The following is a 24,164-nucleotide window of genomic DNA, read 5'->3' as shown; positions in this document are numbered from 1 at the left end:
TGTACGAATGCCTCCCTGAGGTGATTCAATTTCGACAACCTGTCCGAGCCTCTATGGGAGAAGAGAGCCACGATGGTTGCTGGAGCTTCTGCGCGCTTTAACGGCGATCGCCTCATCGCAGAGGCCGACGCGCTCTTCGAGCTTCGCGAGCTAAAGATGAAGGAGGCGCGCAACTACCTCACAGCCGCGCTGTCGGAATCGAGCACTGCAGCACTTATCCGCCCCCTAATGGACCACGGATGGGTCGTGTTAGAGGATCGTCGGTGGCCGGGGTCCAAGCGCGCCAACATCGACTTCATCCTCGTCGGACCCGGAGGCATCGTGCTGCTGGATGCCAAGCACTGGGCTGAGCTCGGCCTTCTCAAGGGGTCATTGTTCCGCGGGCAAGAATGCGTCGACGACGAGGTGACAGGCTACTGCCGCCTCATAGATGTAATAGCCGAGACTGTGGCGTCGACCGGCTTGGCCGTCAGCGCGATCTCGCCTGTCTGGGTGTTTACTGACCGTGACCTTGTAGAAGCCTCAGGACCGCTGACGATCTTGGGGGACCGAAATGTTGTCCAGTGGTTGCTGCGTCTGCCGGTCCGGCTCACGTCCGAACAGGTCCTACTGATCGCTGACCTGATCGGCGCGGCATGCCCAGAGGTCGAGATCGGCCTTCCACTCCCGTCCTTGTCGCGTCGCCGACCGAAACCCCGGCATCTCGCGGCTGCCACCGAGAGACCACCCACGCAGGATGCCCTGCCCGGAGTCGGAGACCTCACTGCTGCACTGCTGGATTCGGCCCTGGCCAAACCGATCGAGTCGTGGATGACATTCCTCCACCCCGAACAGAACCAGCTGATATGCAAGCAGGTCAACGGACCATCGCGGCTTCGCGGGCCGGCTGGGACGGGCAAGTCGGTCGTCGGGCTACACCGGGCCGTCTATCTTGCTCAGCGTTCGAGAGACCCGGTGCTGTTCGTGAGCTTCGTCAAGACGCTGCCCATCGTCCTGTCATCGCTGGCTCGCCGCCTGTCGGCCAGCGCATCGCAGAACATCGAGTTCATCGGAGTCCACAAGCTGGCTCGGCAATGTCTCGAGAAGGCTGGGATGGCGTCGTCGGTCAGCGCCGACAAGGCCGATGCCGCCTTCGGCAGGGCCTGGATCACTTCGGGTGCGGCAGGCCACTTACGCGGCCTCAATGAGAACGCTAACTACTGGAAAGACGAGATCAACTACGTTCTCAAGGGGCGCGGGATTACCGAGTTCGGTCAATACGAAAACCTGACGCGGGTTGGACGGAAAACGCCTATGCGGCTGGAAGATCGCAAGTTCATGTGGGACCTATTCGCCACGTACGAGGCCGAACTGGAGTTGCGCGGCGTCCGTGACTTCAACGACCTCATTCTCGACGCACGGCTCGCGGTGCAGCGGTACCCGGACCTGTTTCGCTACGGAGGTGTCATCGTCGACGAGGTGCAGGATCTCAACCTAATCTCGCTGAAGTTCTTGCACGAGTTGGCCGGTCACGCGACGCACCAGTTCCTCATCATGGGCGATGGTCAGCAGTCGGTATATCCAGGAGGCTTCACCCTGTCGGAGGCAGGGATCAACGTGACGGGACGCTCGACCGTCCTTCGCTTGAACTACCGGAACACACGCGAAATTGTCGCCGAGGCTCGCCGACTCGTCGACGGTGACGTCTTCAACGACCTCGACGACGAGGCTCAGGCTCCGGTCGCCGACGAGCTTCCGTCGCGCGTCGGAGCGGTGCCCACGGCGGTCATTGCGTCCGGCAGAGTCGACCTCCACAACAGGCTCGTCGAGGCACTCAGACGTACCCATGGCGCAGGGACCGCCTGGGGTGACATGGTCGTCCTGGCTCGTCGTCGCGCAGACGTCGACGCCTTGCGCGCCGTGATGCATCGTGCGTCGATCCCCTGCCGCGACCTGACCGATTACGACGGAGTCGCTTCCGACCAGGTCAAGGTCGGAACGGTGAAACGAGCCAAGGGTCTCGAGTTCAAAGTCGTCTTCGTTCCGGGTCTGTCGCATCAACCCCCTAGGCGCTTTCATGCAGAGACCGACAGTGCTTACGCTGAGCGCTGCGAGATCGAGCGACGCGAATGGTATGTCGCTATGACGAGAGCTCGCGACACACTATGGCTCGGCTATCTGGACTAACCGCGCACGCACCGCGACAGGACGAAGCCGGCCAATCGCCGTCCAGTCCCTCCCGAAATCGACTCTGCCTGCGCCGAGGGTTGCGAGACTAAGTAACGGAAGTCGTGCGTCGCGAATAATGGGCACGCGACTCAAGTTCGATCTTCTTGCCTTTGCAGCAGTCTTCGCCTTCAACTTCGATGCTAGGAGATTCCCTTCACCTACGAGGAACCCGGCCAATCCGTCGTCTAGCCATCACGCGTGCGGCTTCAGCGAGCGAGTCAAAGACGACCGCTTCGACCTTGGTTCGAGGTTCTTGAACACGGGCAGTCTCCCGAGTCAGGAACGCTCAGAAATCGGCTACTTGAGCTGCCTGTTGGCACCTAACGACCCTTTGAGATGACAAGCTGACTTGCATGCGCGAAGGGATCTACGAATCGCTGGTAACCACCTCGTTGAGGACGGCAATCGGACTAGAACCACAGCTTGCGAGTGAGCTCGCCACCGTCGATTCAGCGGACCAGCCCGCCGTGCTGACCCGCCACGTGGCGCAGGCGCTGCTCAAGCGCCTCGAATTGGAGACGAGTTCCGACAAGCGTCTTGCGATTGTGCACGAACTCTTGGAGAGTCTGACCGGCGAAAAAGACCCTATAGACCCTCGCATCACGCAGCTGCTTCGCCTCAACTACCCGGACGCGCCTGGCGTTATCCCGTTTTCGAGCCGTCGCCCGCGCACGCCGCTCTCCGACGCAGCACTCCTCACTAACGCGCATGGCGAACCATCTCTCGGAGCGGAACTCCGTGCCGAGATCGAGACTGCAGATCGAGTCGACCTACTGTGTGCGTTCGTCAAATGGCACGGGGTTCGGTTACTCGAGCCAGAGTTAAAGATTCTTCGCGCTCGTGGGAAACCTTTCCGTATCGTGACTACTACCTACATGGGGGCCACCGAACGTGAAGCGCTAGATCGTCTCATTCGTGAACTTGGTGCCGACGTGAGCATTCAGTACGACGCGCTACGCACGAGGCTTCACGCCAAGGCTTGGCTCTTTCATCGCGACACGGGATTCGACACGGCCTACGTCGGTTCTTCCAACCTGTCTCGCGCCGCCCTTCTCGATGGCGTGGAGTGGAACGTCCGGCTCTCGCGTATCGCCAACTCAACTCTTTTGGACAAGTTCAGCGCAACGTTCGAGACCTACTGGAACGATCCGTCCTTCGAGCGATACGACCCAGACACTGACCGCGACCGCCTCGACGACGCGATCTCCGAGGCGTCGGGGCGCACCACTCGTAGCCGCGTGACGATCTCACTGTCTGGGCTGGAAGTTCGCGGCTATCCGTACCAGCTCGAGATGCTCGAATCACTTGAGGCCGAACGCACACTTCACGATCGCCATCGAAATCTGATTGTTGCCGCAACAGGCACAGGAAAGACTGTTGTCGCAGCTCTCGACTACCGATCTATGTGTGACTCGGCGTCAGGAACTCAGCCGTCACTGCTATTTGTCGCGCACCGTAGAGAGATCCTCGAACAGTCCCTCCGCACGTATCGCGAGGTGCTCGCGGACCCGAACTTCGGCGAGCTGTACGTCGGTGGGGCTCGACCAGAACGATGGAGTCACGTCTTCGCGAGCGTCCAGTCTTTGACGTCGTACGGCGTCGAGAACATCCCCGTGGGCGCGTTTAAGGTCGTTGTCATCGACGAGTTCCATCACGCCCAGGCGTCGACATACCGGAAGATACTTAGCCACCTCACCCCAGCCGAGCTGTTAGGTCTCACGGCCACACCGGAGCGCGCAGACGGCGCCGACGTTCGCTCGTTCTTCGAGGGACGGACAGCTGTAGAACTTCGACTCTGGGAAGCTCTCAGCGCTGACCTGTTATGCCCATTCCACTATTTTGCCGTGGCCGACAACACCGACTTGCGCCAGGTTACCTGGAAGCATGGGCGTTACGACGAGGCCGAGCTGAACAACGTGTACACGGGGAACGGCCAGCGAGCACGAGTCGTCTTATCGCAGGTCAAAGATAAAGTCCTAGACCCCGGCACAATGCGTGCCCTTGGGTTCTGCGTAAGCGTCGCTCACGCCCACTTCATGGCAAACACCTTTGAGGCGGCAGGAATCCCGGCGCGCGCTGTCAGTGGGTCAACCTCGCCCGCCGAACGCGAGCAGGCGCTGGCCGACCTTCGCGAGCGTCGGATCAACGTGCTCTTCGCAGCAGACCTCTTCAACGAAGGCTTGGATCTGCCCGATGTCGACACGGTCTTGTTCCTTCGCCCCACGGAGAGCGCGACCATCTTCTTGCAGCAACTGGGCAGGGGGCTTCGACGAACCCGCGACAAAGCCGTACTGACTGTCCTGGACTTCGTCGGCTACCACCGAAAGGAGTTCCGTTGGGACCTCAAACTGAGGGCTCTCACCGGGCAGACACGTCGGGGGCTCGAACACGACATCGAGCACGGATTCCCATTCCTGCCATCCGGTTGCCAGATCGTGCTCGACAAGACGTCGCAGGACATCGTCCTGCTCAACATCAGGTCGCAGGTCGCAAACAGGTGGGCGCAAATCGTCGCCGAGCTGAGATCGTACGGCGACCAGGACTTGAGAACCTTCCTCGAAGAATCCGGCCTTGAGCTCTCAGACATTCTTCGCCGAGGCGACCGCTCATGGACTCGACTTCGTAGGGATGCTCAGCTTCAAACTCAGATCGGATCCGCGATTGAGGAGAAGCTGCTCAAGCGCGTTCGAGCCTTCACTCACGTCGACGATCGCGAGCGGGCAGCCACATATCGCCAGATTCTCGCGGACGACTCACCTACATACGATGAACTCCCCGAGTCAGAGCAGCGCTTTGCGCGAATGCTCTTCTTCTCGCTATGGCGAGGCGGCGGCGGGCACAGGTCCTTTAACGAGGGGCTCAACGCGCTGCGTACGGAGCCGGCTGTTCGCGAAGAACTAAGCACAGTCGTGGATTTATCATTTGACGCCGCAAGACACCAGACCACCGAGCTTGGTGGCGAGCTCTCTCACCTACCTCTGCGCATCCACGCTAGCTACCAACTTGAAGAGGTTCTGGCCGGCATTGACTATGTATCGATGAACCGCAAGCCAGACTCATTCCGTGAAGGCGTGCTGTACCAGTCAGACCTCAACGTCGACGCCTTCTTCGTGACGTTCACAAAATCGGAGGCCGATTACTCGCCGACCACGATGTACCGCGACTACCCGATCAGTCCGACGCTGTTGCACTGGGAATCCCAATCGCGCACGAGCGTCCAATCCCCAGCTGGTCAGAGGTACATCAATGGCACCAGCACCGTCTTGATTTTTGCGCGCGCGCAGCCGAGCAACGAATTTGGGACTGCACCATACGTCTTCCTCGGACCAGCGACGTATCGCTCGCACGTGGGCGAACGTCCTATCGCTGTGACGTGGAACCTTGGCCATCCAATGCCGATCGACCTGTTCAAGGTGTCCTCAGTCGTCGCTGGTTGACCGTTCGGATACCCGCTAGCCGCCGGTCCATTAGGGACTGAATCGACACCGTCGTCGGGCTGGTTGGTGCACAGGTGCTAATTGCTCTCACTCCGAGACGTTGAACGGGCCCCGACCAAGATCGGTCGAGGCCCGTTCAACGTCACTGCGTGGTCAGCTGCAGCCGCTGGTGCTGCCGCAGCCCTCGCACACGTGGCAGGAGCCGGCGGGACGCATCTTGGTTCCGCAGGTCATGCAGAGCGGGGAGTCGACGGCAGATCCGGTGATCTGCTCGAAGAGCTCGGCGCTCGTGTGGGCGGTGGCCGGGGCGGGCTTCGAGGCGGCTGCCTCGTGGCTGTCGCCGGAGACCGAGACGTCGAGGTTGGTCTCGCCTCGGGCTCCGCCCTCACGCTCGGTCGCTGGCGCTCCCTCGCTGGCGAGCGAGGTGGGCGCCGGCGAGGGGGCGTCGTCGACGAGCTCGGCGGCGGTGGTGCCGGCGTTGTCGGGCACCTGGTGCGAACCGGTGTCGAGGTAGCGCTGACGCTCGTCGGCCGAGTGGATGCCGAGGGCCGAACGGGTGTCGAAGTCCAGGTAGTCCAGGGCCAGGCGACGGAACGTGTAGTCCATGATCGACTGGCTCATGCGGACGTCCGGGTCGTCGGTCAGACCGGCGGGCTCGAACTTCATGTTGGTGAACTTGCTGACGAACGTCTCCAGCGGCACGCCGTACTGCAGCGAGATGCTGATCGCGATCGAGAAGGCGTCCATCATGCCGGCCAGGGTCGAGCCCTGCTTGCCCAGCTTCATGAAGATCTCGCCCAGCGAGCCGTCCTCGTGCGCACCCGAGGTCATGTAGCCCTCGGCGCCGCCCACGGAGAACGACGTCGTGATGGCCTGGCGCGACTTCGGGAGACGACGACGGATCGGCTTCTCGACGATGACCTCGCGCACGACCTCCTTGACCTCGACCGAGCCGGACGACTTGGCCTCCTTGCCGTCCGACAGGGGCTGGCCGACCTTGCAGTTGTCGCGGTAGACCGCGAGCGCCTTCAGGCCGAGCTTCCAGCCCTGGAAGTAGACGTCCTTGATCTCGTCGACCGTGGCCGTCTCGGGCAGGTTGACCGTCTTGGAGATGGCACCCGACAGGAACGGCTGGCACGCGGCCATCATCAGCACGTGACCCATCGGCTTGATGGAGCGCTTGCCCATCGCGGTGTCGAAGATCTCGTAGTGCTCGGTCTTGAGGCCGGGCGCGTCGACGACGTGACCGTTCTCGGCGATGTACTCGACGATGGCCTCGATGGTCTCGACGTTGTACTTGAGCTTCTGCAGCGCCGCGGGGATCGTCTGGTTGACGATCTGCATCGAGCCGCCGCCGACGAGCTTCTTGAACTTGACCAGCGAGAAGTCGGGCTCGATGCCCGTCGTGTCGCAGTCCATCATGAAGCCGATGGTGCCGGTGGGCGCGAGGACGGACGCCTGGCTGTTGCGCCAGCCGTTCTTGGCACCGATCTTCAGGTTGTCGGCCCACTGCTTGGCGGCCTCACGGTGCACGTCGATGTCCATCGAGTGCAGCGTGCGGATCTCGTCGTTGGCGGCCTGGTGCTTGCGCATGACGCGCTCGTGCGCCGAGGAGTTCTGCGCGAAGCCGTCGTACGGTCCGACGACGCCGGCGATCTCGGCCGAGCGGCGGTAGGACGTGCCGGTCATCAGCGACGTGATCGAGCCGGCCAGCGCGCGGCCACCGTCGGAGTCGTACGCCAGGCCCGACGCCATGAGCAGCGCGCCGAGGTTGGCGAAACCGATGCCGAGCTGGCGGTAGGCGCGCGTGGTGTCGCCGATCGCCTCGGTCGGGAAGTCGGCGAAGCAGATGCTGATGTCCATCGCGGTGATGATGAACTCGACGGCCTTGACGAACGTCTGGGTGTCGAACGAGCCGTCGTCCTTGAGGAACTTCAGCAGGTTCAGCGACGCGAGGTTGCAGCTCGAGTTGTCGAGGTGCATGTACTCCGAGCACGGGTTGGACGCCGTGATGCGTCCGGCCTCGGGCGAGGTGTGCCAGTCGTTGATCGTGCCGTCGTACTGGATGCCGGGGTCGGCGCACGCCCACGCGGCCTGGGCGATGTCCTGCCACAGCTTCTGCGCGTCGACGGTCTCGATGATCTCGCCGTTGGTGCGGGCGCGGAGACCGAACTCGGTGCCGTTCTCGACCGCGCGCATGAACTCGTCGTTGACGCGGATGGAGTTGTTGGCGTTCTGGTACTGCACCGACGTGATGTCGGCGCCGCCGAGGTCCATGTCGTAACCGGCGTCGCGGAGGACGCGGATCTTGTCCTCTTCCTTGGCCTTGGTCTCGACGAACTCGGCGATGTCGGGGTGGTCGACGTCGAGGACGACCATCTTGGCCGCACGACGCGTGGCGCCGCCCGACTTGATGGTGCCGGCGGACGCGTCGGCGCCGCGCATGAACGAGACGGGACCGGACGCGGTGCCACCCGAGGAGCGGAGCAGCTCCTTGGACGAGCGGATGCGCGACAGGTTGAGGCCGGCACCGGAGCCGCCCTTGAAGATCAGGCCCTCCTCCTTGTACCAGTTGAGGATCGAGTCCATCGAGTCGTCGACGGCCAGGATGAAGCAGGCGCTGACCTGCTGCGGGCTGGACGTGCCGACGTTGAACCACACGGGGCTGTTGAAGCTGAAGACCTGGTGCAGGAGCATGTGCGTCAGCTCGTGCTCGAAGATCGTGGCCTGCTCCTCGGTCGTGAAGTAGCCGTTGTCGCGGCCGGCCTGCGTGTAGGTCAGGACGACGCGGTCGAGCAGCTGCTTGAGGCTCTGCTCACGCTCGGGCGAGCCGACGGCGCCGCGGAAGTACTTGGTCGTGACGATCGTGGAGGCGTTGACGCTCCAGAAGTCGGGGTACTCGACGCCGCGCTGCTCGAAGACGGTCTCGCCGGTCTTCCAGTTGGTCTGGACGACGTCGCGACGCTCCCACGTGACGGCGTCGTACGGGTGCACGCCCTCGGTCGTGTAGACGCGCTCGATCGTCAGACCGGCACCCGCCTTGGCCTTGGCGCTGGACTTGCGCGGGGATCCGGTGGACCCGCTGACCGTCTCTGTCATCGTGCTGCTCCTGTGTGGTTGCCGTGCATACGTGTGTGAAGTTCGTACGGGTGGTGCTGGACGTGCGGGTGCTGCTGGGAAGTTCTGGTGGTGCTCAGCCGCCGTGCTTGGGGCTGTTGCTGCGCGCCTCTTCGGCGAGCTCGCCGTCGGCGGCCGCGACCATGAGGGTCGCGATCTCGGCCGCGAAGTCGTCGGCGCACTCGAACGCCTTGTAGACGCTGGCGAACCGCAGGTAGGCGACCTCGTCGAGCGCCTTGAGCGGCTCGAGGATGGCCATGCCGACCTCGTGCGCCGGGATCTCGGCCGCACCGCGGTCACGCAGTGCGTCCTCGACCTGCTGGCCCAGACGCGCTAGGTCGTCGGCCGAGACCGGACGCCCCTTGCACGCCTTGGCGACGCCGGCGACGGCCTTGTCGCGGATGAACGGCTCGGTGGCACCGGACCGTTTGGCGATCATGAGCTGCATCTGCTCGATCGTCGTGAACCGCTTCTCGCACTGGGCGCACACCCGACGACGCCGGATGGCGCCCCCCTCGTCGGCCACTCGGCTGTCGAGCACCTTCGTGTCGGTGTTCTTGCAGAACGGACAGTGCATGAGGGTGCTCCTTCCGGGGCGGCTGGGACGTGGACCTGACATGCGGGCCTGGGGACGAATCTGTGGATCAAGCTGTGCACTCGGGCCGAAACCTGTGCACTGACCGCGACATCCTGTGGACCCACATGTGGAGAACTACATGGGTGTAAGTACTAGATGTAGTGGTAACCATACGCGTCGAGCACGATCGGTGCAACGACCTTCGCAGACACGTCCGACATTCCTGGGGTATGTGCCGGGGCCGCAGCGAAAGCGCAGGTCAGGCGTAGTGCGAGTCACACCCGTCACAGCCGACACGCGTGTCCGGGGGCTGCCGGGACGCTGCGGGGAGCCGTCGAAACCGTCGCAGTCGCCATGATGACCAAGGTCCCGACGCGCCGCGCGACCATCCGTTGCGGAACTGCCCCACAACGGGCCGCCTCGGTCCTACGATGAGGGACCGAACACAGGCCGACAGACCGGAGACGCAGCACCATGCACTCCCCTCATCTGGCGACCACCGTGACCGTCAGCGCGAAGGACGGCACGATCCTTCGCGCCGACGCGGGCCTCGTCGTGCTGATGGGTCTGCGCCCGGCCGACCTCATCGGGCACCGGCTCGAGACGTTCGGCGCCACGCGGGCCGACGCCGAGAACATCGCCGAGTGCGTCACGACCGCCGCCCAGGGCGACACGGGCCAGGCGCAGGTGGCCCTGCGGTCCGACGACGTCGACGAGCTCTACGTGCAGCTCGTCGCGACGGCGGTCGGCCACGAGATCGTCGTCGCGGTCATCGACGAGACCGACCGGGTGCACGAGGAGCGCGACCTGGCGTCGGAGCAGCGCCGGTGGCAGTCGCTGGTGCGCAACGCGGCCGACATCGTCTTCACGATCCAGGACGACGGCGCCCTGACGTCCGTGACGTCCGCGCTCCCCCGTCGGCTCGGCTGGGAGATCGACGACGTCGTCGGGGTGCTCGGCCTGCAGTTCGTCCACCCCGACGACCGCCCCGCCGCCCAGGCCGCCTGGCAGGCCGTCGCGACGCGGCGCAGCGCCCAGGAGACCCTCGAGGTGCGGCTCGTCCACGCCGATCGCACGGTCTCGTGGAGTCGCATCGTGATCAGCGACCTGCGCGACGACCCCGACGTGCGGGCCGTCGTCGGCAACTCGACGGACATCACCGAGCAGAAGCTCGTGCAGCTGCAGCAGCGTCGCGAGGAGGCCCGGTTCAGGGCACGGTTCGAGCAGTCGCGCCTGCCGCAGACGATGCACTCCCCCGACGAGACGTTCGTCGCCGTCAACGACGCCTTCTGCACCCTCGTGGGCCGCAGCCGCAACGAGCTCATCGGCCGGCCCATGAGCTGGATCATGCACGCCGACGACGTCACCCCCGAGCTCGGCTCGATCGAGACTGCACGCCTCGAGGGCGTCGAGACCCTGCAGCGCGACCGCGTGCTGCGCGCCGCCGACGGCAGCCCCATCGCCGTGCGCGCCGACATCACGGTTCTCCGCGACGCCGACGGCGAGCCGAGCGGGTGCGCCGCCGTGCTGCACGACCAGCGACCGCTGCAGGACAGCGAGCGGGCCCGCATGCAGCTGCAGCAGTTCTTCGACGTCGTCGCCGACCGCTCGCGCGACTTCGTCGTGATGCACGACGCCGCCGGCAGCACGATCTACGCCTCTCCCCCGGGCCTTCGCATGTTCGGCCAGCGGTACGACCGGCCGATCCACGAGCAGATGCAGGCGATCCACCCCGACGACTTCCCCGACTCCGCGGCGCACTGGCAGCGCGTGCTGACGCACACCGAGTCGCACACGTGGCGCTTCCGCGTCCGCGACGCCGACGACGCGTGGCGGTGGGTCGAGCAGACGTCGACCAACCTGCTCGACACCGAGGTCGGCGGCATCGTGTCGACGGTCCGCGACGTCACGGCCGAGGTGACCGCCCAGAAGGCGCTCAGCACGTCGGAGGCCCGCTACCGCGCGATGGCCGAGACGGCCGAGGAGGGCATGCTCGTCATCTCGCCCGACGGCCTCATCACCTACGCCAACGCCCGCATCGGGGCGATGCTCGGCCTCGACGTCGACGCGATGCTCGGCACACCCGTATACACGCTGCTGCGCGACCAGCACCGCGACCTCGTCGAGGACCGTGTCCACACCCGCCAGGACCGCGGATCCGAGCGCTACCAGGTGACGTTCGACCACCCCGACGGCTCACCCCGCCGCCTGCACGTCGCGGCCTCGCCCATGCCGGACGTCGACGGGGTCCGCCAGGGGTCGCTCGCCATGATCTCCGACATCACCGACAGCCTGCGCGCCGTCGACGAGCTGCGTCACGCCGCGCAGCACGACCCGCTGACCGGGCTGTCGAACCGCAAGACGCTGATGGACCACCTCGACACGATCGACCTCAGGTCGACGTCCCGCGTGGCCGTGCTGTTCATCGACCTCGACCACTTCAAGGACGTCAACGACGGACGCGGCCACAGCGCCGGCGACGACGTGCTGGTCGAGGTCGCCGCGCGGCTGCTCGCCAGCACCGACGGGGACGACGTGGTCGCCCGCTTCGGCGGCGACGAGTTCATCGTCGTGATGCACGACGTCGACGAGCAGGTCGCGCGCTACGCGGCCTCCACGATCCTCAAGGAGCTGTCGGGCTCGTACCACGTCGGCCACCACACGATCCGCGTCGGCGCGACGATCGGCGTCGCCCTGTCGCCCGCCGAGTCCAGCGAGCACCTGGTGCGCTTCGCCGACTCCGCGATGTACGCCGCCAAGACCGGCGGTCGCGGACGCGTGCGCGTCTTCGACTCCGAGCTCGCCGCTCAGACCGAGGAGCGGCACGTCGTGAGCAGCGAGCTGCTGGCCGCCCTCGAGAACGACGCCCTCGACATGCATTACCAACCCGTCATCGACGTCAGCACCGGCGAGGTCGTCGGCGTCGAGGCCCTGGCCCGCTGGCACCATCCCACGCTCGGCGAGATCCGGCCCGAGCGGTTCGTGGCCCTCGCCGAGCTCAGCGCCAGCTCGACCGACGTCGACCGGTGGGCCATCCGCCGGGCCCTGCGCGACGTCAGCGAGCTGCGCGCCGACCTCACGATGCCCGACGACATGTACGTCGCGATCAACCTGTCGGGCCAGAGCCTGTCGGACGAGAGCCTTGCCGACTACATCGTCGACTCCGTCGCCGCAGCCGGTCTCGACCCCAGCACCGTCATGCTCGAGATCACCGAGAGCGCGATCATGACCGACCAGGACCTCGCGATCGCGATCCTGCAGCGGCTGCGCAACCACGGCTTCGACATCGCCCTGGACGACTTCGGCACCGGCTACAGCTCGATGGCCTACCTGCGCGACCTGCCGATCAGCGTCCTGAAGATCGACCGCGGCTTCATCACCGACATCCCCGAGGACGCGCACTCCCTCGCGATCGTCCGCTCGCTGATCGAGCTCGGCCGCTCGCTCGGCCTCAAGGTCGTCGCCGAGGGCGTCGAGACGCAGGCCCACCTGGACGCCCTGCGCGTCCGCGGCTGCGGGCTCGCCCAGGGCTGGCTGTGGAGCCCCGCGGTGCCGGTCGAGAGCCTGCGCTCGTCGCGCATCCTGACCGACCGCTTCGCGGCCGACGTCGTCGAGACCGATCCGGCCTGAGCCCGCCGGGCTACCCCTGCGTCGCGGCCCACCGCAGGAACGTGGCGACGTGGTGCAGGTCGTCGAACCCGTCGCCGGCCAGCGAGACCAGCAGGTCGTTGCTCCACACCGCGAGCCGGCCGATGGTCAGCGACGTCTCGTCGACGATCGGCAGCTCGATGCCGTAGACCGACTGCGCGAGCGCCTTCTTGTCGGCGTACGTCATGACGGGGACGAAGCGATACGGGTCGGCGACGGCGAGGGTCTTGGTCAGCAGCGCCTCGTCCCACGCCGGCATCGACTGGGCGAACGATCCGTCGACCAGCGCCGTCAGCCGGTCCTCGAGCTCTCCGGGACCGCGCAGCAGGTGGTTGGTGACGGCCCGGATGCGCCGCGCCCCCTCGAACTCGCCGAGCAGCACCCATGCCTTGTCGAATGCCGTCGGGTCGCCCGTCGAGCCGCCGATCGGCGCGTCGGCGAAGTACTTGAGGTCGGCGATCGCGACCTTCTCGAGGCCGTCGGCCGAGAACACCCAGCGGTACTTGGTCCAGTGCGGGCCGACCAGAGTGCCGGGCTCGTACGGCACCGTCGCGAGGTACTGCTGCTTCAGCAGCTCGGCGCGCTGACGGTCGACGAGCTCGACGTCGTCGTCGGTCGGGAACCGCTTGGCCACCACCGCGATCGGGACGACCGACGGGGCCGCTGCGCGGGGCGTCGACGTCCGGCGGCGGGGCGCCGCGACCTTCTTGGCCTCGACCGGCGCGCCGTAGACGAACGCGAAGTCGCAGTCGTCGCAGCGGGCCTCCTTCCGTCCGTCCTCGAGGGTGCGGACGAGGTGGACGTCGTCCTCGCGGACACACAGAGGACAGACGATCAAGGCCATGGGTCAAATCTACGGCGGCCCTCCGCACGCAGCACCGCCCCCTCCCGCACACGGCGGGAGGGGGCGGCGGGGAGGTCCGTCGGGGCGGCTCAGACGCGCGAGCGTCCGCCGACCTTGCGCCAGATGAGCAGCGCGATGATCGCACCGATGATCGAGCCGATGATGCCGGAGGCCGTGATGTCGGCGGGGCCGTCCTGGATCAGCGATCCGAGGAAGCCACCGATGAACGAGCCCACGATGCCGAGGATGATGGTGCCGATGATGCCGAGGTCGTCCTTGCCCGGAACGAGCGCGCGGGCGACGAAGCCTGCGATGAGACCGACGATGATGAATCCGATGATGCCCATGGGGTTCCTCCCTTGGTGGTGAAGCCGACGCGGATGCGCAGGTGTGCGCGCGGCGGCAGCCCATGACGCTAGCGGTTCCGACCCGCCGAAGCGACTTTTGCCCGACACGCATGAAGCCGCCGGGAAGGGGTAATCACGTCCCATGGCTACTTCACCGAAATTCACCATTCCCGGCCTGACCACCGAAGAGGGCGAGAAGCTCGCGGGCATCCTCCAGGAGCGTCTCAACGCCCTGAACGACCTGCACCTGACCCTCAAGCACGTTCACTGGAACGTCGTCGGACCGCACTTCATCGCCGTCCACGAGATGATCGACCCGCACGTCGACGAGGTCATCGCGATGGTCGACGAGACCGCCGAGCGCATCGCGACGCTGGGCGTGTCCCCGCTGGGCACCCCCGGCGCCATCGTTAACGGCCGCTCGTGGGAGGACTACTCCCTCGGTCGCGCCACGACCAACGAGCACCTCGGAGCGCTCGACGAGGTCTACGTCAACCTGCTGAAGGACCACCGCAAGGCGCAGGAGGCGACGTCCGACCTCGACCCCGTCACCGAGGACATGATCATCGGCCAGCAGCGTCAGCTCGAGCTGTTCCACTGGTTCATCCGCGCCCACCTCGAGAGCACCGGCGGCAAGCTGTCGACCGACGGCGCGAGCTCGGAGAAGAAGGCCGCCCAGGCCGCGCACGACAACGCGGACGTCACCGACTGACGTCCGTCCCCCATCTCGAAGCCCCGATCCATGCGCTGGATCGGGGCTTCGTGCTGCACGGGGTGGTCCAGGCGGTCTAGCGCCGTCCGCGCGGTCTCGGCTTCGGGCCCGTGCGGCGCTTGTCGGGCGCCTTGTAGGTGCCGCTGACGATGCGCGCCATCAGCAGCTGCGGGTCGCCGCGCTCGACCTCGCGGACGAACTGGTGGGCCCGCTCGCCGCGCAGCACCGACGCCTCGGCGCCGTGGTGCGAGATCACGACCTCCTTGTCGCGCACGACCCACTCGTAACCGCTCGGACGCTTCATGCGTCCATAGTGACGCGTCGGCCCGGCCCGTCGCTCACCGGACCGTGACCGAGCCGACCTCGTACGTCCCGTCGCCGTCGCCACCGGTCATCGCCAACCGCATCGGCCCGGCCTCGAACGTCGTGGTCGCACCGGCCTTGTGCTCGCCCCACCCGACGCGTGCCGTGACGGTGTACCGGCCGGCCTCGTCCGGCACGTCGAACCGTGCGGTGTCACGGGCGGTCGCCGGCGTCGGGACGGACGAGGCTCCCTGCTGCGACGTGTCGACGTCGCGCAGGTCGAGGTCGGAGGTGGCCGTCGCGACGACGCGCCCCGACCCGTCCCGCAGCTGGTACGTGACGTCCCACCGCTCGTGCGTCGACGTGACACCGCGGTTGGTCCACGTGACGTCGGCGCGCACGACTCCGCCGTCGGCGACGACCGCGGCCGCCGCGTCGTACCGGTAGCCCGCGTAGACGTTGGCCCGTCGCCACAGCTCGTAGTCGCCACGGTCCATCGGACGGTCGGCGAGCTGGTCGGGGAAGCCGCTGCTGGACGTCATGGAGACGTGCCGCTCGACGACCGACGCGAGACCCCTGCGGTAGTAGTCGGCGGACGACTCGCCCTCGGGCAGCTGGCACCACTCGGTCAGCACCGGCGCCTCGACCAGCCGCCGGGCGAGCACCTCGACGATGGGGTCGCCGCGGCGGACGTACTCAGACGACTCGTCGGTCGCCCACGTCGGCAGCGTGTCGAAGACCCCCAGGCAGTCGGACCGGACGCCGACGGGGTGCAGGACGCCGTCGAGCGCCGCGCTGTCGCGCATCAGCTGCTTGACGATGAACGCGTTGCCCGGTGCCGTGACCATCTGCGTGCGCGGGAACGCCCGCAGGTTCGCCGCGACCAGCCGGGTCGCCGAGCCGGCGGTGATGAACTGGTCCTCGTACTGGCTGTAGTAGCCGAGCGCCGCCTCGCTCTCGTCGCCCGACGGCCCCGGGCGCCCGAGCTCGTCGCGCAGCACCGGCAGCACGTTCTCGCCGAAGTCGCCGTATCCCGACATCTCGAAGACCGCGAGCCGCTCGTCGCCGTCGTAGCGTCGCCCCAGCGCGCCCAGCAGCTGGTCGAAGCGGTCGAGATAGGCCGGGCTGTTCCAGGCCGGGATGACCTGCGTGACACCGTCGCGCTCGTACCGCTCGACGGCCCCGTCGGTCGCGGCCAGCCAGTCGGGCACGGCGAGGTTGACGCCGCCGGGCGGCGACGGGTCGCAGCACGAGTCGTAGGTCGTGATGCGCAGGCCCAGCCGCATGCCGCGCTCGCCGTTCTGGTCGAGCGCACGGTCGATCTGGGAGAAGTCGTAGCGCTCGTCGTCCGAAGCGCCGGCCGGCAGCGACGCGGGATCGACCGGCTGGAGCGAGCGCCACGTGACACGGATCGCGGCGTCACGGGTGCCGGGCCAGGCCGGCAGGCCGTCCTGCGCGTCGTTCGACTGCGGGAACAGGCCCGTCAGGATGTTGTCGAACTGACCCCGCATCGGGTTGACGACGTCGGCCGCCGCGTAGGGCACGACGCGCGCGTCGGTGCCGCCGCGTCGCGCCGTGTCGGTGGCCGCGAGGGTCACCAGGCCCAGCAGCAGGACGACCGCGAGCACCCGGATCACGTGGCTCCTGCGGCGGCGCGGTTCGGACGACGTCACGACGGCCGCGTCAGCCCGCGGCACGCTGGGGGTCGGTCACGTCGCGCTGCTCGCGGCGGTGACGCCCAGGTGGCGCAGCGCGCTGTCGGTCAACGTGTGGGCGAGGTTGCGGGCCCGCGGGGCGTTCGCGCGGGCCTGCCGCACGAGGTCCTTGGGGTCCTCCCCCGTGTCGCCGTAGTAGCCCTCGGCGACCCAGCGCTCGTACGTCTCGGGGGTGACCTCGGGGTGGAACTGCCAGCCGATCGCCCGGGCGCCCCAGGCGTCGTCGACGATGCACTGCGGTCCCCGCCACGACGAGCCGATGACGCGCGACGTCGGACCGGGCGAGAAGACGTCCTTGTGCATCTGGCCCCACGGACCCTCGGGGCACAGCACCGGGTCGGTCGTGTCGACCCGCTGCCACCCGAGCTCGGGCCGGTCGGACCTCCACGACGTCCCGCCCAGCGCCCGGGCCATGACCTGGACCCCGTAGCAGATGCCCATGACGGGGGTGCCCGCCGCGAGGGCACCGCGGATCAGCCGGATCTCGGACGTCACGGCGTCGGTCCACCGCTCGTCGTGCGCCGACTTGTCGGAGCCGAGCAGCAGCACCAGGTCGGACGCGCCCAGCGCGTCGAAGGCCGGGAGGGCGTCGCGGTCGACCTCGACGAGCTCCGCCCCGTGCTCGGCGAGACGCTCGGTGACGTAGCCGCCGTCGTTGTCGGCCGCGTCGGCGACCACGTGAATCCGCATGCGCCCATTGTCGCCTACCGCGACGAACGCGGGGGGCGTGCCGCTACGGCCAGGCGGGGGGCGTGCCGCTACGGCCAGGCGGGGCCGTCGGACGGTGGCGGGTCACGCCTGATGACCTGGGTGTCGGACGCCGGGGGCTCGGCGTGCTCGGCCACCTCGTCAGCGGGCCCCATCCGGTCAGGCACCGGTCGGTCGGGCGCCGGGTGCTCGGGGCGCGCCCGCGTGCGCAGCGCGAGGAGCGCCGACACCACGAGGGCGAGGACGATCGCGGTGACCCAGGGGGCCAGCGGACGCTCCTCGGGCTCGGCCGACTGCCGCCACACCTGCCACGACGCCGAGACGTACTCGCGGACGGCGTCGGCCGAGCGCGGACCGCGCGACACCGACGTGCCCAGGTACAGCGCCGCGGTCGCGGTCGGCGCCGCGATCCACGCCAGGACGAGCGCCGGCACCCACCAGATCAGGCGGACGACCGGCGCGACGCCGATGACGACGAGCGCGACGACCAGCACGGCTGCTCCGAGCCACCGGGTGACCGGCTCAGCGTGCGTGGACGTCATCACCTCGCTCGTCACCGCGACGGCCAGCGCGTACGCCCACATCGGCGCGAGTCCGGCGACCGCGGCCAGCGCGACGCCGAGCCCGGGACGCCCCAGCAGCGCCCCGAGACCGACGGCCAGACCGACCACCGTCACGACGACCACGAGTGCCCCGAGCCCGTCGAGCACGCGGACGTCGACCGGACCGGCCGCGCCGGAGCCGTCGCCGAGTGCTGCCCGCGCCTGCACGATCGCGACGACCAGCGCGACGACCGTGCCCGCCACGACCGACAGGACAGCGGGCACCCCGCGCCCGCGGCGGAGGGTGACGACCAGACCCGCCAGGACGCCGCCCACGCCCGCGCTCACGACCAGACCGCCTGCACTGCTGCCCGACAGCAGCGGCAGGGCCGCGGGCGAGAAGCCATTCGTGCTCAGGATGTCTCGACCGAAGAGGTCGACGATCCACGGCAGGAAGCCGGCGCCCCACCACACGAAGGCCGCGAGCGGCGCCAGCGCGAGTGCGGGCACCCCCCGCCTCCGCACGGTGTCCTCCGTCGCGGGCGTCAGTGGCGTGGTGGGCGTCAGCCCGACCGTCACGAGGCGCTCCGCAGGAACTCCTCCAGCAGCGGTCCGGCGGTCTGCGAGCCCGACTCCCCGTCGGCGACGAACACCGCCACCGCGAGGTCGCCCTGCGTCGCGATCATCCAGGCGTGGGTGCGCGGGGGCGTGTCGTCGCCGTACTCGGCGGTGCCGGTCTTGGCCGACACCGGGCCTCCGGGCACGTCGGCCAGGAAGCGCCCGCTGCCGTCGGTGACGACGCCGCGGAACAGCTCCTGCAGCTGGGCCGCCTCGGACGACGTCAGCGGCGCCGACGCCGCCGCCGCGGGCTTCGAGGGCGTGTCGGCCAGCAGCGTCGGCGTGACCCGCTCGCCCTTCGCGATGGACGCCGCGACGGTGGCCATCGCGAGCGGCGAGGCCTCGATGCGTCCCTGACCGATCATCGACGCCGCCCGCTCGGTGCCCTCGGCCGTGTCGGGCACCGAGCCGAGGAAGGCGGGATAGCCGAGATCGACGTCGGGGCCGAGGCCGAGCGCCGCGGCGGCACCGGACAGATCGGCCTGCGGCGCCTTGTCGCGCTCGGCGATCATCGCGGTGTTGCACGAGTTGGCGATCGCGGTGCGCAGCGCGATGTCGCCGACCGCGCTGCTCGGGTAGTCGGAGTAGTTGGTGAACCGCCGACCGTCGACCGTGATCGACTCGGTGCACGGCACCTCGGTCGACGGCGTGAGCCCCGAGCGCAGCAGGGCGAGTGCCGTGACGAGCTTGAACGTCGACCCGGGCGGGAACCGTCCACCGGCCGCCGTGTCGGCACCGTCGCCGCCCGGGCCGCTCGAGAGGGCCACGACCTCGCCCGTCGAGGGGCGCACCGCCACGATCGCGCTGGCCGGGCCGACGTCCGAGAGGATCGCGTCGGCCTCGCCCTGCAGGCCGATGTCGATCGTCGTGCGCAGGGGTTTGCCGGCCACGGCCTCGCCCGAGAAGAGCTCGACGGGCTGGGTGCCCTCGACCGACGAGACCGACTCGACCCGTACGCCCGGGGTGCCCCGCAGCTGACGGTCGTAGCGCAGGGCCAGCCCGGACAGCCCGACGGTGTCGCCGGCCTGCACCGCGCCCTTGGACTTCTCGACGATCTCGGCGGTCGCCTCGCCGACGGCGCCGAGCATCGGCTGCCCGAAGCTGCGGGTCGGTGCGAGCGGCAGGGTGTCGTCGATCGCGACGGCACCGGCGATCGCGTCGACGTCCTGCTGGCGCGGCGCGTCGGTCGCGTCGGCACGCACCACCAGGGCGGGGACGAATGCCTGCGCCCCGGCCGCGGCCGCGCGCGTCGCGTACTCGCCGGCGTCGATGTCGACGACTGCCGCCAGCGCGCGGGCGGAGGCGTCGACCTGCGCCGCGTCGACCTTGGTCTTGTCGAGACCGATGCGCAGGACCGCGCGTTCGGTGACGAGCGGCTGGTCGCCGGCGCCGAGGATGTCGCCGCGGTCGGCGGCGGTCGTGCGGACGCGCAGGCGGTCGTCGACCGTCAGGTCGGGGGCGACGATCGACGGCTTCCACTCGACCTTCCACGCCTCGTCGACCAGCGACAGCGTCGCCGTCGTGGTGTAGCTCCACGGTCGGCCCTGCAGGTCCCACGTCGTCTTCAGCGTCGCGGTGGCGGTGTCGTCGTCCTCGGAGACGTCGTCGACCGTGACCTGGGCCTGCGCTCCGTCCATGCTCGCGACGATGCGCTCGAGGTCGGCCTGCGAGGTCGGACCACCCGCCGTCGACGGGACCTTCGAGACGTCGGAACGGCTGAGCCCCTTGGCCAGCGCCTCGGCGGTGTCGCGAGGATCGGGTCCTCCTGACGTGCACGCTGCCAGCAGACCCGCGACGCAGGCCACGGCGGCGACGCCGGCTGCGGCGCGGCGACCTCGAACCTCGATGAGCCTCACCTGGTACCTCCCCGTTGGTGTCAGGTTCTCGCCCCAGATGGTCGGCCGGGCGCGCGTGCAGTCAAACAGGTGCACCGACTGCGGTCAACGAGCCTCGCCGGACGCGACGAGACCCGGCGGGGCCACCTTCCCTTGTGGCCTCACCGGGTCGCGTCGTGTGCATCTCTCGATGCGGCGGAGCGGCTACTTGTCGTAGACCGGCACCGCGATCTCCGACCCCATCTGCAGGGCGGAGGCGCTGGGGAGCGAGTTGAGCTCGATGATGTCGTCGACCGTCGCCCGGATGTCGCCGTCGGGGTTGGCCGCCGCGGCGATCTGCCACAGCGTGTGCCCCGGCATGACCGCGACCGTCGTGGTCTGCTCGGGCGTGCCCACCTGGTCGGTCGCGGTGGACGAGGGGCCGAGCATGACGGCCAGGATGCCGATCGCGACGATCGCGAGCGTCAGCACCGCGATCTTGCCGCGGCGGGTCAGCCGCACGGCGGCGCTCGGGGCGCCGGCGGCGCTGGGGGTGCGCGATGCGCGGACGAGCTGCGGGGCCTGGCCGAAGGTGATGGTGCTCATGAGTGCCTCCAAGGGGGAAGTGAGACTGGTGCGTGACGTGTGGTGTGCCGACCGATCGCCGTTCTCGATGTCATTCGATGGTGCGAACAGGCGTTCGATCGAACACATGTACGACGATAGGGGCCGGGTCGGACAAAAGGAAGCATCACTCGAACAGAATTTCGAGCAGTGCTCCGAAATGACTGCAATTCCGGACAGAAGAAATCGAACACTTGTTCCACGTCACGGCGGCGCTGCCACCGAGGAGGCACCCGTCGCACGCGCGCACTACCGTCGTGCCATGCCCGCCCCACGCACGATCGTCACGGCCTGGAAGCAGGCGTCGGCCCAGCAGGCGCCCCTCCTGGCAGCGGGCGTCGCGTTCTACACGTTTCTGTCGCTGTTCCCCGCCCTGATCGCCGGCGTGCTCACCTACGGACTCGTCGCCTCGCCCGAGACCGTGCAGCGCCAGTCGGCCGAGCTCGCCGACGCGCTGCCGGCCGATGCCGCCTCGCTGGTGACGGGCCAGCTCGACTCGCTGGTGTCGACCGACAACGGCTCGCTCGGCGTCGGCCTGCTGTTGGCGGTGACGCTCGCTGTCTACAGCGCGTCCGGCGGCGTCGGCAACCTGGTCACGGCGATCAACGCGATGTACGGCATCCGCGACCAGCGCAACTTCCTCCAGAAGAAGCTCGTGGCCCTGGCGCTGACCGCCGGTGCGCTCGTGTTCCTGATCGTCGTGGTCGGCCTGGTCGCGGCCGCACCCGCCGTGTTCGACGCGATCGACATCGTGCCCGGCACCCGCATCCTGCTCGAGCTCGGCCGCTGGGTCGTCCTGCTGGGTGCCCTGGTCGTGGCAATGGGCGTGCTGTTCCGCGTCGCGCCAGACCGCTCGGAGGCCCCTCACCTGCTGACCAAGGGTGTGCTGGTCGCGAGCGGGCTGTGGCTCGTGGTCTCGGTCGGGTTCTCGACCTACGTCGACAACTTCGGCAGCTACGGCAAGACGTACGGCGCGCTCGCGGGCGTCGTGGTGCTGCTGCTGTGGCTCTGGATCGGCATGTACGCGATCCTGTTCGGCGCGACGGTCGAGGCGGTCCGCGAGCAGATCGTCACGGCCGACACCGTCGCCGAGGACGCCGAGATCGCCGACCTGCGCGGCACCGAGGCCGACGGGGACGAGGTGCACGTCGAGGTCGTCGACGCCGCCGAGGACGACGAGGACCTCGAGGAGCAGGCGCGCGACGACCGCCCGACACCCGTCTTCAAGCGCCTGCGCAACCCGTTCGCGAAGAAGACCGCCCGGCGCTGACCGAGCGCGTCAGCGCAGCCCGGCCCGACGCAGCCGCCGGGCACCGAGGCGACGCATGAGCGGGTCGACCCGCATCGCGAGCGTCGGGGCAAGCGACGCCGAGCGGGCGACCACGCCGCGCCACACCGGGAGCGTCCGGTAGACGCGGGCGGTCCCGAACATCGCGACGAGCTCGCGCGCGACCGTGTCGGGTGTCAGCAGCACACCCGCGGCCAGGATCTCGCGGGTGCTGCCGTTCGCGTCGAAGCCCTCGAGCATCGCGGTCGACACGCCGTCGGGGCACACCGCGTGCACGCGGATGCCGTCGCGCCGCAGCTCGGACGCGATCGAGGTGGCCAGCGACAGCACGGCGGCCTTCGTCGCGGCGTAGACGCTCAGGTTCGGCACGGGCGCGTGGGCGCTCAACGACGCCACGATGCCGATCTCGCCACCCGTCACGCCGATCGCCGCCTGCTCGCGGAAGGCGTCGGCGGCCGCCCGGGCGCCCCACGCCACCCCGAGCACGTTGACCTCGACGCTGAGGCGCACCTGACCGTCCGTGAGGTCGCCCAGGTCGCCGTCGAAGGCGACGCCGGCGTTGCACACCCACGCGCCCAGGGGTGCGATCTCGCGCGCCCGGGCGGCGAGGGCGCGGTTCGCCGCCGGATCGGTCACGTCAAGGGCCGCACCCGAGTGGGCGCCGATCTCGTCGGCGGTCGCCGCAGCGGCGGACGCGTCGAGGTCGGTCACCACGACGAGGTAGCCGCGGCCCACGAGCTCGGCGGCGATCGCGCGGCCGATGCCGCGGGCGGCTCCCGTCACGACGGCGGAACGGGGCTGGTCGGGGCTCACGAGCGTCTGGGGCACCGCGTCACGGTAGGCGACACGCCCGCGACACGCCATCGAACATATGTTTGAACTGACCCCCTCGTCCGGGCTACTGTCAGCCCATGACCGATGAGCGAACCGCCGACGTCACCGAGCTCCCCGACGGACCCGCCGACTCCTCCGGGCTGACCTCCCGGCAGCGCAAGGTGCTGGAGTTCCTGCGCGACGAGATCGAGAAGCGCGGCTACCCGCCCAGCATGCGCGAGATCGGCGCGGCGGTCGGTCTGACGAGCACGTCGTCGGTCGCGCACCAGCTGCGTGCGCTCGAGGCGCTGGGCTACGTCAAACGCGATCCCAACCGTCCCCGCGCGCTCGAGATCTTCCTGCCCGACGTCATGGCGGCCCGGCGGTCGATGAGCGCGGCGCCCGAGGCCGAGGGCTTCGACGAGACCGGCATCAACGACGCGGCGCCGTCGGCGGTCAACATCCCGATGGTCGGCCGCATCGCCGCGGGCGGGCCGATCCTGGCCGAGCAGCGCGTCGAGGAGATCTTCCCGATGCCCAAGTCGCTGGTCGGCGACGGCACGTTGTTCATGCTCGAGGTCTCCGGCGACTCGATGATCGACGCCGCGATCTGCAGCGGCGACTACGTCGTCATCCGCCAGCAGCCCGACGCCGAGAACGGCGAGATCGTCGCCGCGATGCTCGACGGCGAGGCCACGGTCAAGACGTTCCAGCGCAAGAACGGTCAGGTGTGGCTGCTGCCGCACAATGGCGACTACTCCCCCATCGACGGCACCCACGCCACGATCCTGGGCAAGGTCACGGCGGTCATCCGCCGCGTCTGACCCCGTCGGACCGCCCCACCGTCCG

The 24,164-nt window shown here is 68.4% G+C and carries 17 protein-coding genes; 6 read left to right on the top strand and 11 right to left on the bottom strand.

The window, feature by feature from the left end:
- Positions 1-72 precede the first annotated feature (72 nt).
- Positions 73-2,166, top strand: coding sequence for a nuclease-related domain-containing DEAD/DEAH box helicase (locus tag ASD10_RS10255; RefSeq protein WP_056607917.1), 2,094 nt, complete (start codon positions 73-75; stop codon positions 2,164-2,166).
- A 395-nt stretch (positions 2,167-2,561) separates the two neighbouring features.
- Positions 2,562-5,645 carry a DUF3427 domain-containing protein gene (locus tag ASD10_RS10250; protein WP_056607915.1) on the top strand — a complete coding sequence of 1,028 codons (3,084 nt, stop codon included), beginning with the start codon at positions 2,562-2,564 and terminating at the stop codon, positions 5,643-5,645.
- Positions 5,646-5,798: 153 nt separating this feature from the next.
- On the opposite strand, the gene ASD10_RS10245 is transcribed toward ASD10_RS10250, so the two are convergent.
- Positions 5,799-8,744, bottom strand: a complete 2,946-nt coding sequence (locus ASD10_RS10245; RefSeq protein ID WP_056607913.1) for a vitamin B12-dependent ribonucleotide reductase — start codon at positions 8,742-8,744, stop codon at positions 5,799-5,801.
- Positions 8,745-8,838: 94 nt separating this feature from the next.
- The gene (nrdR, locus tag ASD10_RS10240) at positions 8,839-9,339 is read right to left on the bottom strand and encodes a transcriptional regulator NrdR (RefSeq protein WP_056607911.1); all 501 of its coding nucleotides are present in this window, start codon (positions 9,337-9,339) and stop codon (positions 8,839-8,841) included.
- A 474-nt stretch (positions 9,340-9,813) separates the two neighbouring features.
- Between nrdR and ASD10_RS10235 the strand changes: the two genes are divergently transcribed.
- Positions 9,814-12,969, top strand: coding sequence for an EAL domain-containing protein (locus ASD10_RS10235; RefSeq protein WP_082556139.1), 3,156 nt, complete (start codon positions 9,814-9,816; stop codon positions 12,967-12,969).
- 10 nt (positions 12,970-12,979) lie between these two features.
- Here ASD10_RS10235 and ASD10_RS10230 read toward each other — a convergent pair whose 3' ends face one another.
- Positions 12,980-13,831, bottom strand: coding sequence for a hypothetical protein (locus ASD10_RS10230; RefSeq protein ID WP_056607907.1), 852 nt, complete (start codon positions 13,829-13,831; stop codon positions 12,980-12,982).
- An 89-nt stretch (positions 13,832-13,920) separates the two neighbouring features.
- Entirely contained in the window at positions 13,921-14,178 is a 258-nt protein-coding gene (locus ASD10_RS10225) for a GlsB/YeaQ/YmgE family stress response membrane protein (protein ID WP_056607905.1), read from the bottom strand.
- Positions 14,179-14,320: 142 nt separating this feature from the next.
- On the opposite strand from ASD10_RS10225, the gene ASD10_RS10220 reads away from it, so the two are divergent.
- Positions 14,321-14,890 carry a Dps family protein gene (locus ASD10_RS10220; protein ID WP_056607903.1) on the top strand — a complete coding sequence of 190 codons (570 nt, stop codon included), beginning with the start codon at positions 14,321-14,323 and terminating at the stop codon, positions 14,888-14,890.
- Between the two features lie 76 nt (positions 14,891-14,966).
- On the opposite strand, the gene ASD10_RS10215 is transcribed toward ASD10_RS10220, so the two are convergent.
- The 6 genes from ASD10_RS10215 to ASD10_RS19060 form a co-directional block, all read right to left on the bottom strand.
- Complete coding sequence (locus ASD10_RS10215) at positions 14,967-15,194, bottom strand: hypothetical protein (protein ID WP_056607901.1); 228 nt, start codon at positions 15,192-15,194, stop codon at positions 14,967-14,969.
- Between the two features lie 34 nt (positions 15,195-15,228).
- Positions 15,229-16,866, bottom strand: a complete 1,638-nt coding sequence (locus tag ASD10_RS10210) for a hypothetical protein (protein WP_056610121.1) — start codon at positions 16,864-16,866, stop codon at positions 15,229-15,231.
- 36 nt (positions 16,867-16,902) lie between these two features.
- Positions 16,903-17,598: a type 1 glutamine amidotransferase gene (locus tag ASD10_RS10205; RefSeq protein ID WP_082556137.1), complete on the bottom strand. Its 696-nt coding sequence runs from the start codon at positions 17,596-17,598 to the stop codon at positions 16,903-16,905.
- Between the two features lie 68 nt (positions 17,599-17,666).
- A complete protein-coding gene (locus ASD10_RS10200; RefSeq protein WP_157432541.1) occupies positions 17,667-18,668 on the bottom strand; it encodes a hypothetical protein in 1,002 nt (333 codons plus the stop codon).
- A gap of 65 nt (positions 18,669-18,733) precedes the next feature.
- Positions 18,734-20,632 (bottom strand): penicillin-binding transpeptidase domain-containing protein, encoded by a 1,899-nt coding sequence (locus ASD10_RS10195; RefSeq protein WP_200938215.1) that lies wholly within the window; start codon positions 20,630-20,632, stop codon positions 18,734-18,736.
- Between the two features lie 183 nt (positions 20,633-20,815).
- Positions 20,816-21,196, bottom strand: a complete 381-nt coding sequence (locus ASD10_RS19060; protein ID WP_056607896.1) for a LysM domain-containing protein — start codon at positions 21,194-21,196, stop codon at positions 20,816-20,818.
- Between the two features lie 280 nt (positions 21,197-21,476).
- Between ASD10_RS19060 and ASD10_RS19055 the strand changes: the two genes are divergently transcribed.
- Positions 21,477-22,484, top strand: coding sequence for a YihY/virulence factor BrkB family protein (locus ASD10_RS19055; protein WP_056607894.1), 1,008 nt, complete (start codon positions 21,477-21,479; stop codon positions 22,482-22,484).
- Between the two features lie 9 nt (positions 22,485-22,493).
- Here the strand turns inward: ASD10_RS19055 and ASD10_RS10180 are convergent, their stop codons facing one another.
- Positions 22,494-23,330 (bottom strand): SDR family oxidoreductase, encoded by an 837-nt coding sequence (locus ASD10_RS10180; RefSeq protein ID WP_056610114.1) that lies wholly within the window; start codon positions 23,328-23,330, stop codon positions 22,494-22,496.
- Between the two features lie 83 nt (positions 23,331-23,413).
- Here ASD10_RS10180 and lexA point away from each other — a divergent pair, with 83 nt between their 5' ends.
- Complete coding sequence (lexA, locus tag ASD10_RS10175; protein WP_056607892.1) at positions 23,414-24,139, top strand: transcriptional repressor LexA; 726 nt, start codon at positions 23,414-23,416, stop codon at positions 24,137-24,139.
- Positions 24,140-24,164 lie beyond the last annotated feature (25 nt).

This window comes from Aeromicrobium sp. Root472D3, assembly GCF_001426485.1.
Lineage (GTDB): Bacteria > Actinomycetota > Actinomycetes > Propionibacteriales > Nocardioidaceae > Aeromicrobium.
This window is presented reverse-complemented; position numbering and strand designations above follow the sequence as displayed.

What these genes read in the sequence shown, in the direction of transcription:
- ASD10_RS10225 (WP_056607905.1), bottom strand. Translation starts at nt 14,178, where the DNA reads ATGGGCATCATCGGATTCATCATCGTCGGTCTCATCGCAGGCTTCGTC.
- ASD10_RS10245 (WP_056607913.1), bottom strand. Translation starts at nt 8,744, where the DNA reads ATGACAGAGACGGTCAGCGGGTCCACCGGATCCCCGCGCAAGTCCAGC.
- ASD10_RS19060 (WP_056607896.1), bottom strand. Translation starts at nt 21,196, where the DNA reads ATGAGCACCATCACCTTCGGCCAGGCCCCGCAGCTCGTCCGCGCATCG.
- ASD10_RS10250 (WP_056607915.1), top strand. Translation starts at nt 2,562, where the DNA reads ATGCGCGAAGGGATCTACGAATCGCTGGTAACCACCTCGTTGAGGACG.
- ASD10_RS10220 (WP_056607903.1), top strand. Translation starts at nt 14,321, where the DNA reads ATGGCTACTTCACCGAAATTCACCATTCCCGGCCTGACCACCGAAGAG.
- ASD10_RS19055 (WP_056607894.1), top strand. Translation starts at nt 21,477, where the DNA reads ATGCCCGCCCCACGCACGATCGTCACGGCCTGGAAGCAGGCGTCGGCC.
- ASD10_RS10230 (WP_056607907.1), bottom strand. Translation starts at nt 13,831, where the DNA reads ATGGCCTTGATCGTCTGTCCTCTGTGTGTCCGCGAGGACGACGTCCAC.
- lexA (WP_056607892.1), top strand. Translation starts at nt 23,414, where the DNA reads ATGACCGATGAGCGAACCGCCGACGTCACCGAGCTCCCCGACGGACCC.
- ASD10_RS10255 (WP_056607917.1), top strand. Translation starts at nt 73, where the DNA reads ATGGTTGCTGGAGCTTCTGCGCGCTTTAACGGCGATCGCCTCATCGCA.
- ASD10_RS10215 (WP_056607901.1), bottom strand. Translation starts at nt 15,194, where the DNA reads ATGAAGCGTCCGAGCGGTTACGAGTGGGTCGTGCGCGACAAGGAGGTC.
- ASD10_RS10235 (WP_082556139.1), top strand. Translation starts at nt 9,814, where the DNA reads ATGCACTCCCCTCATCTGGCGACCACCGTGACCGTCAGCGCGAAGGAC.
- nrdR (WP_056607911.1), bottom strand. Translation starts at nt 9,339, where the DNA reads ATGCACTGTCCGTTCTGCAAGAACACCGACACGAAGGTGCTCGACAGC.
- ASD10_RS10205 (WP_082556137.1), bottom strand. Translation starts at nt 17,598, where the DNA reads ATGCGGATTCACGTGGTCGCCGACGCGGCCGACAACGACGGCGGCTAC.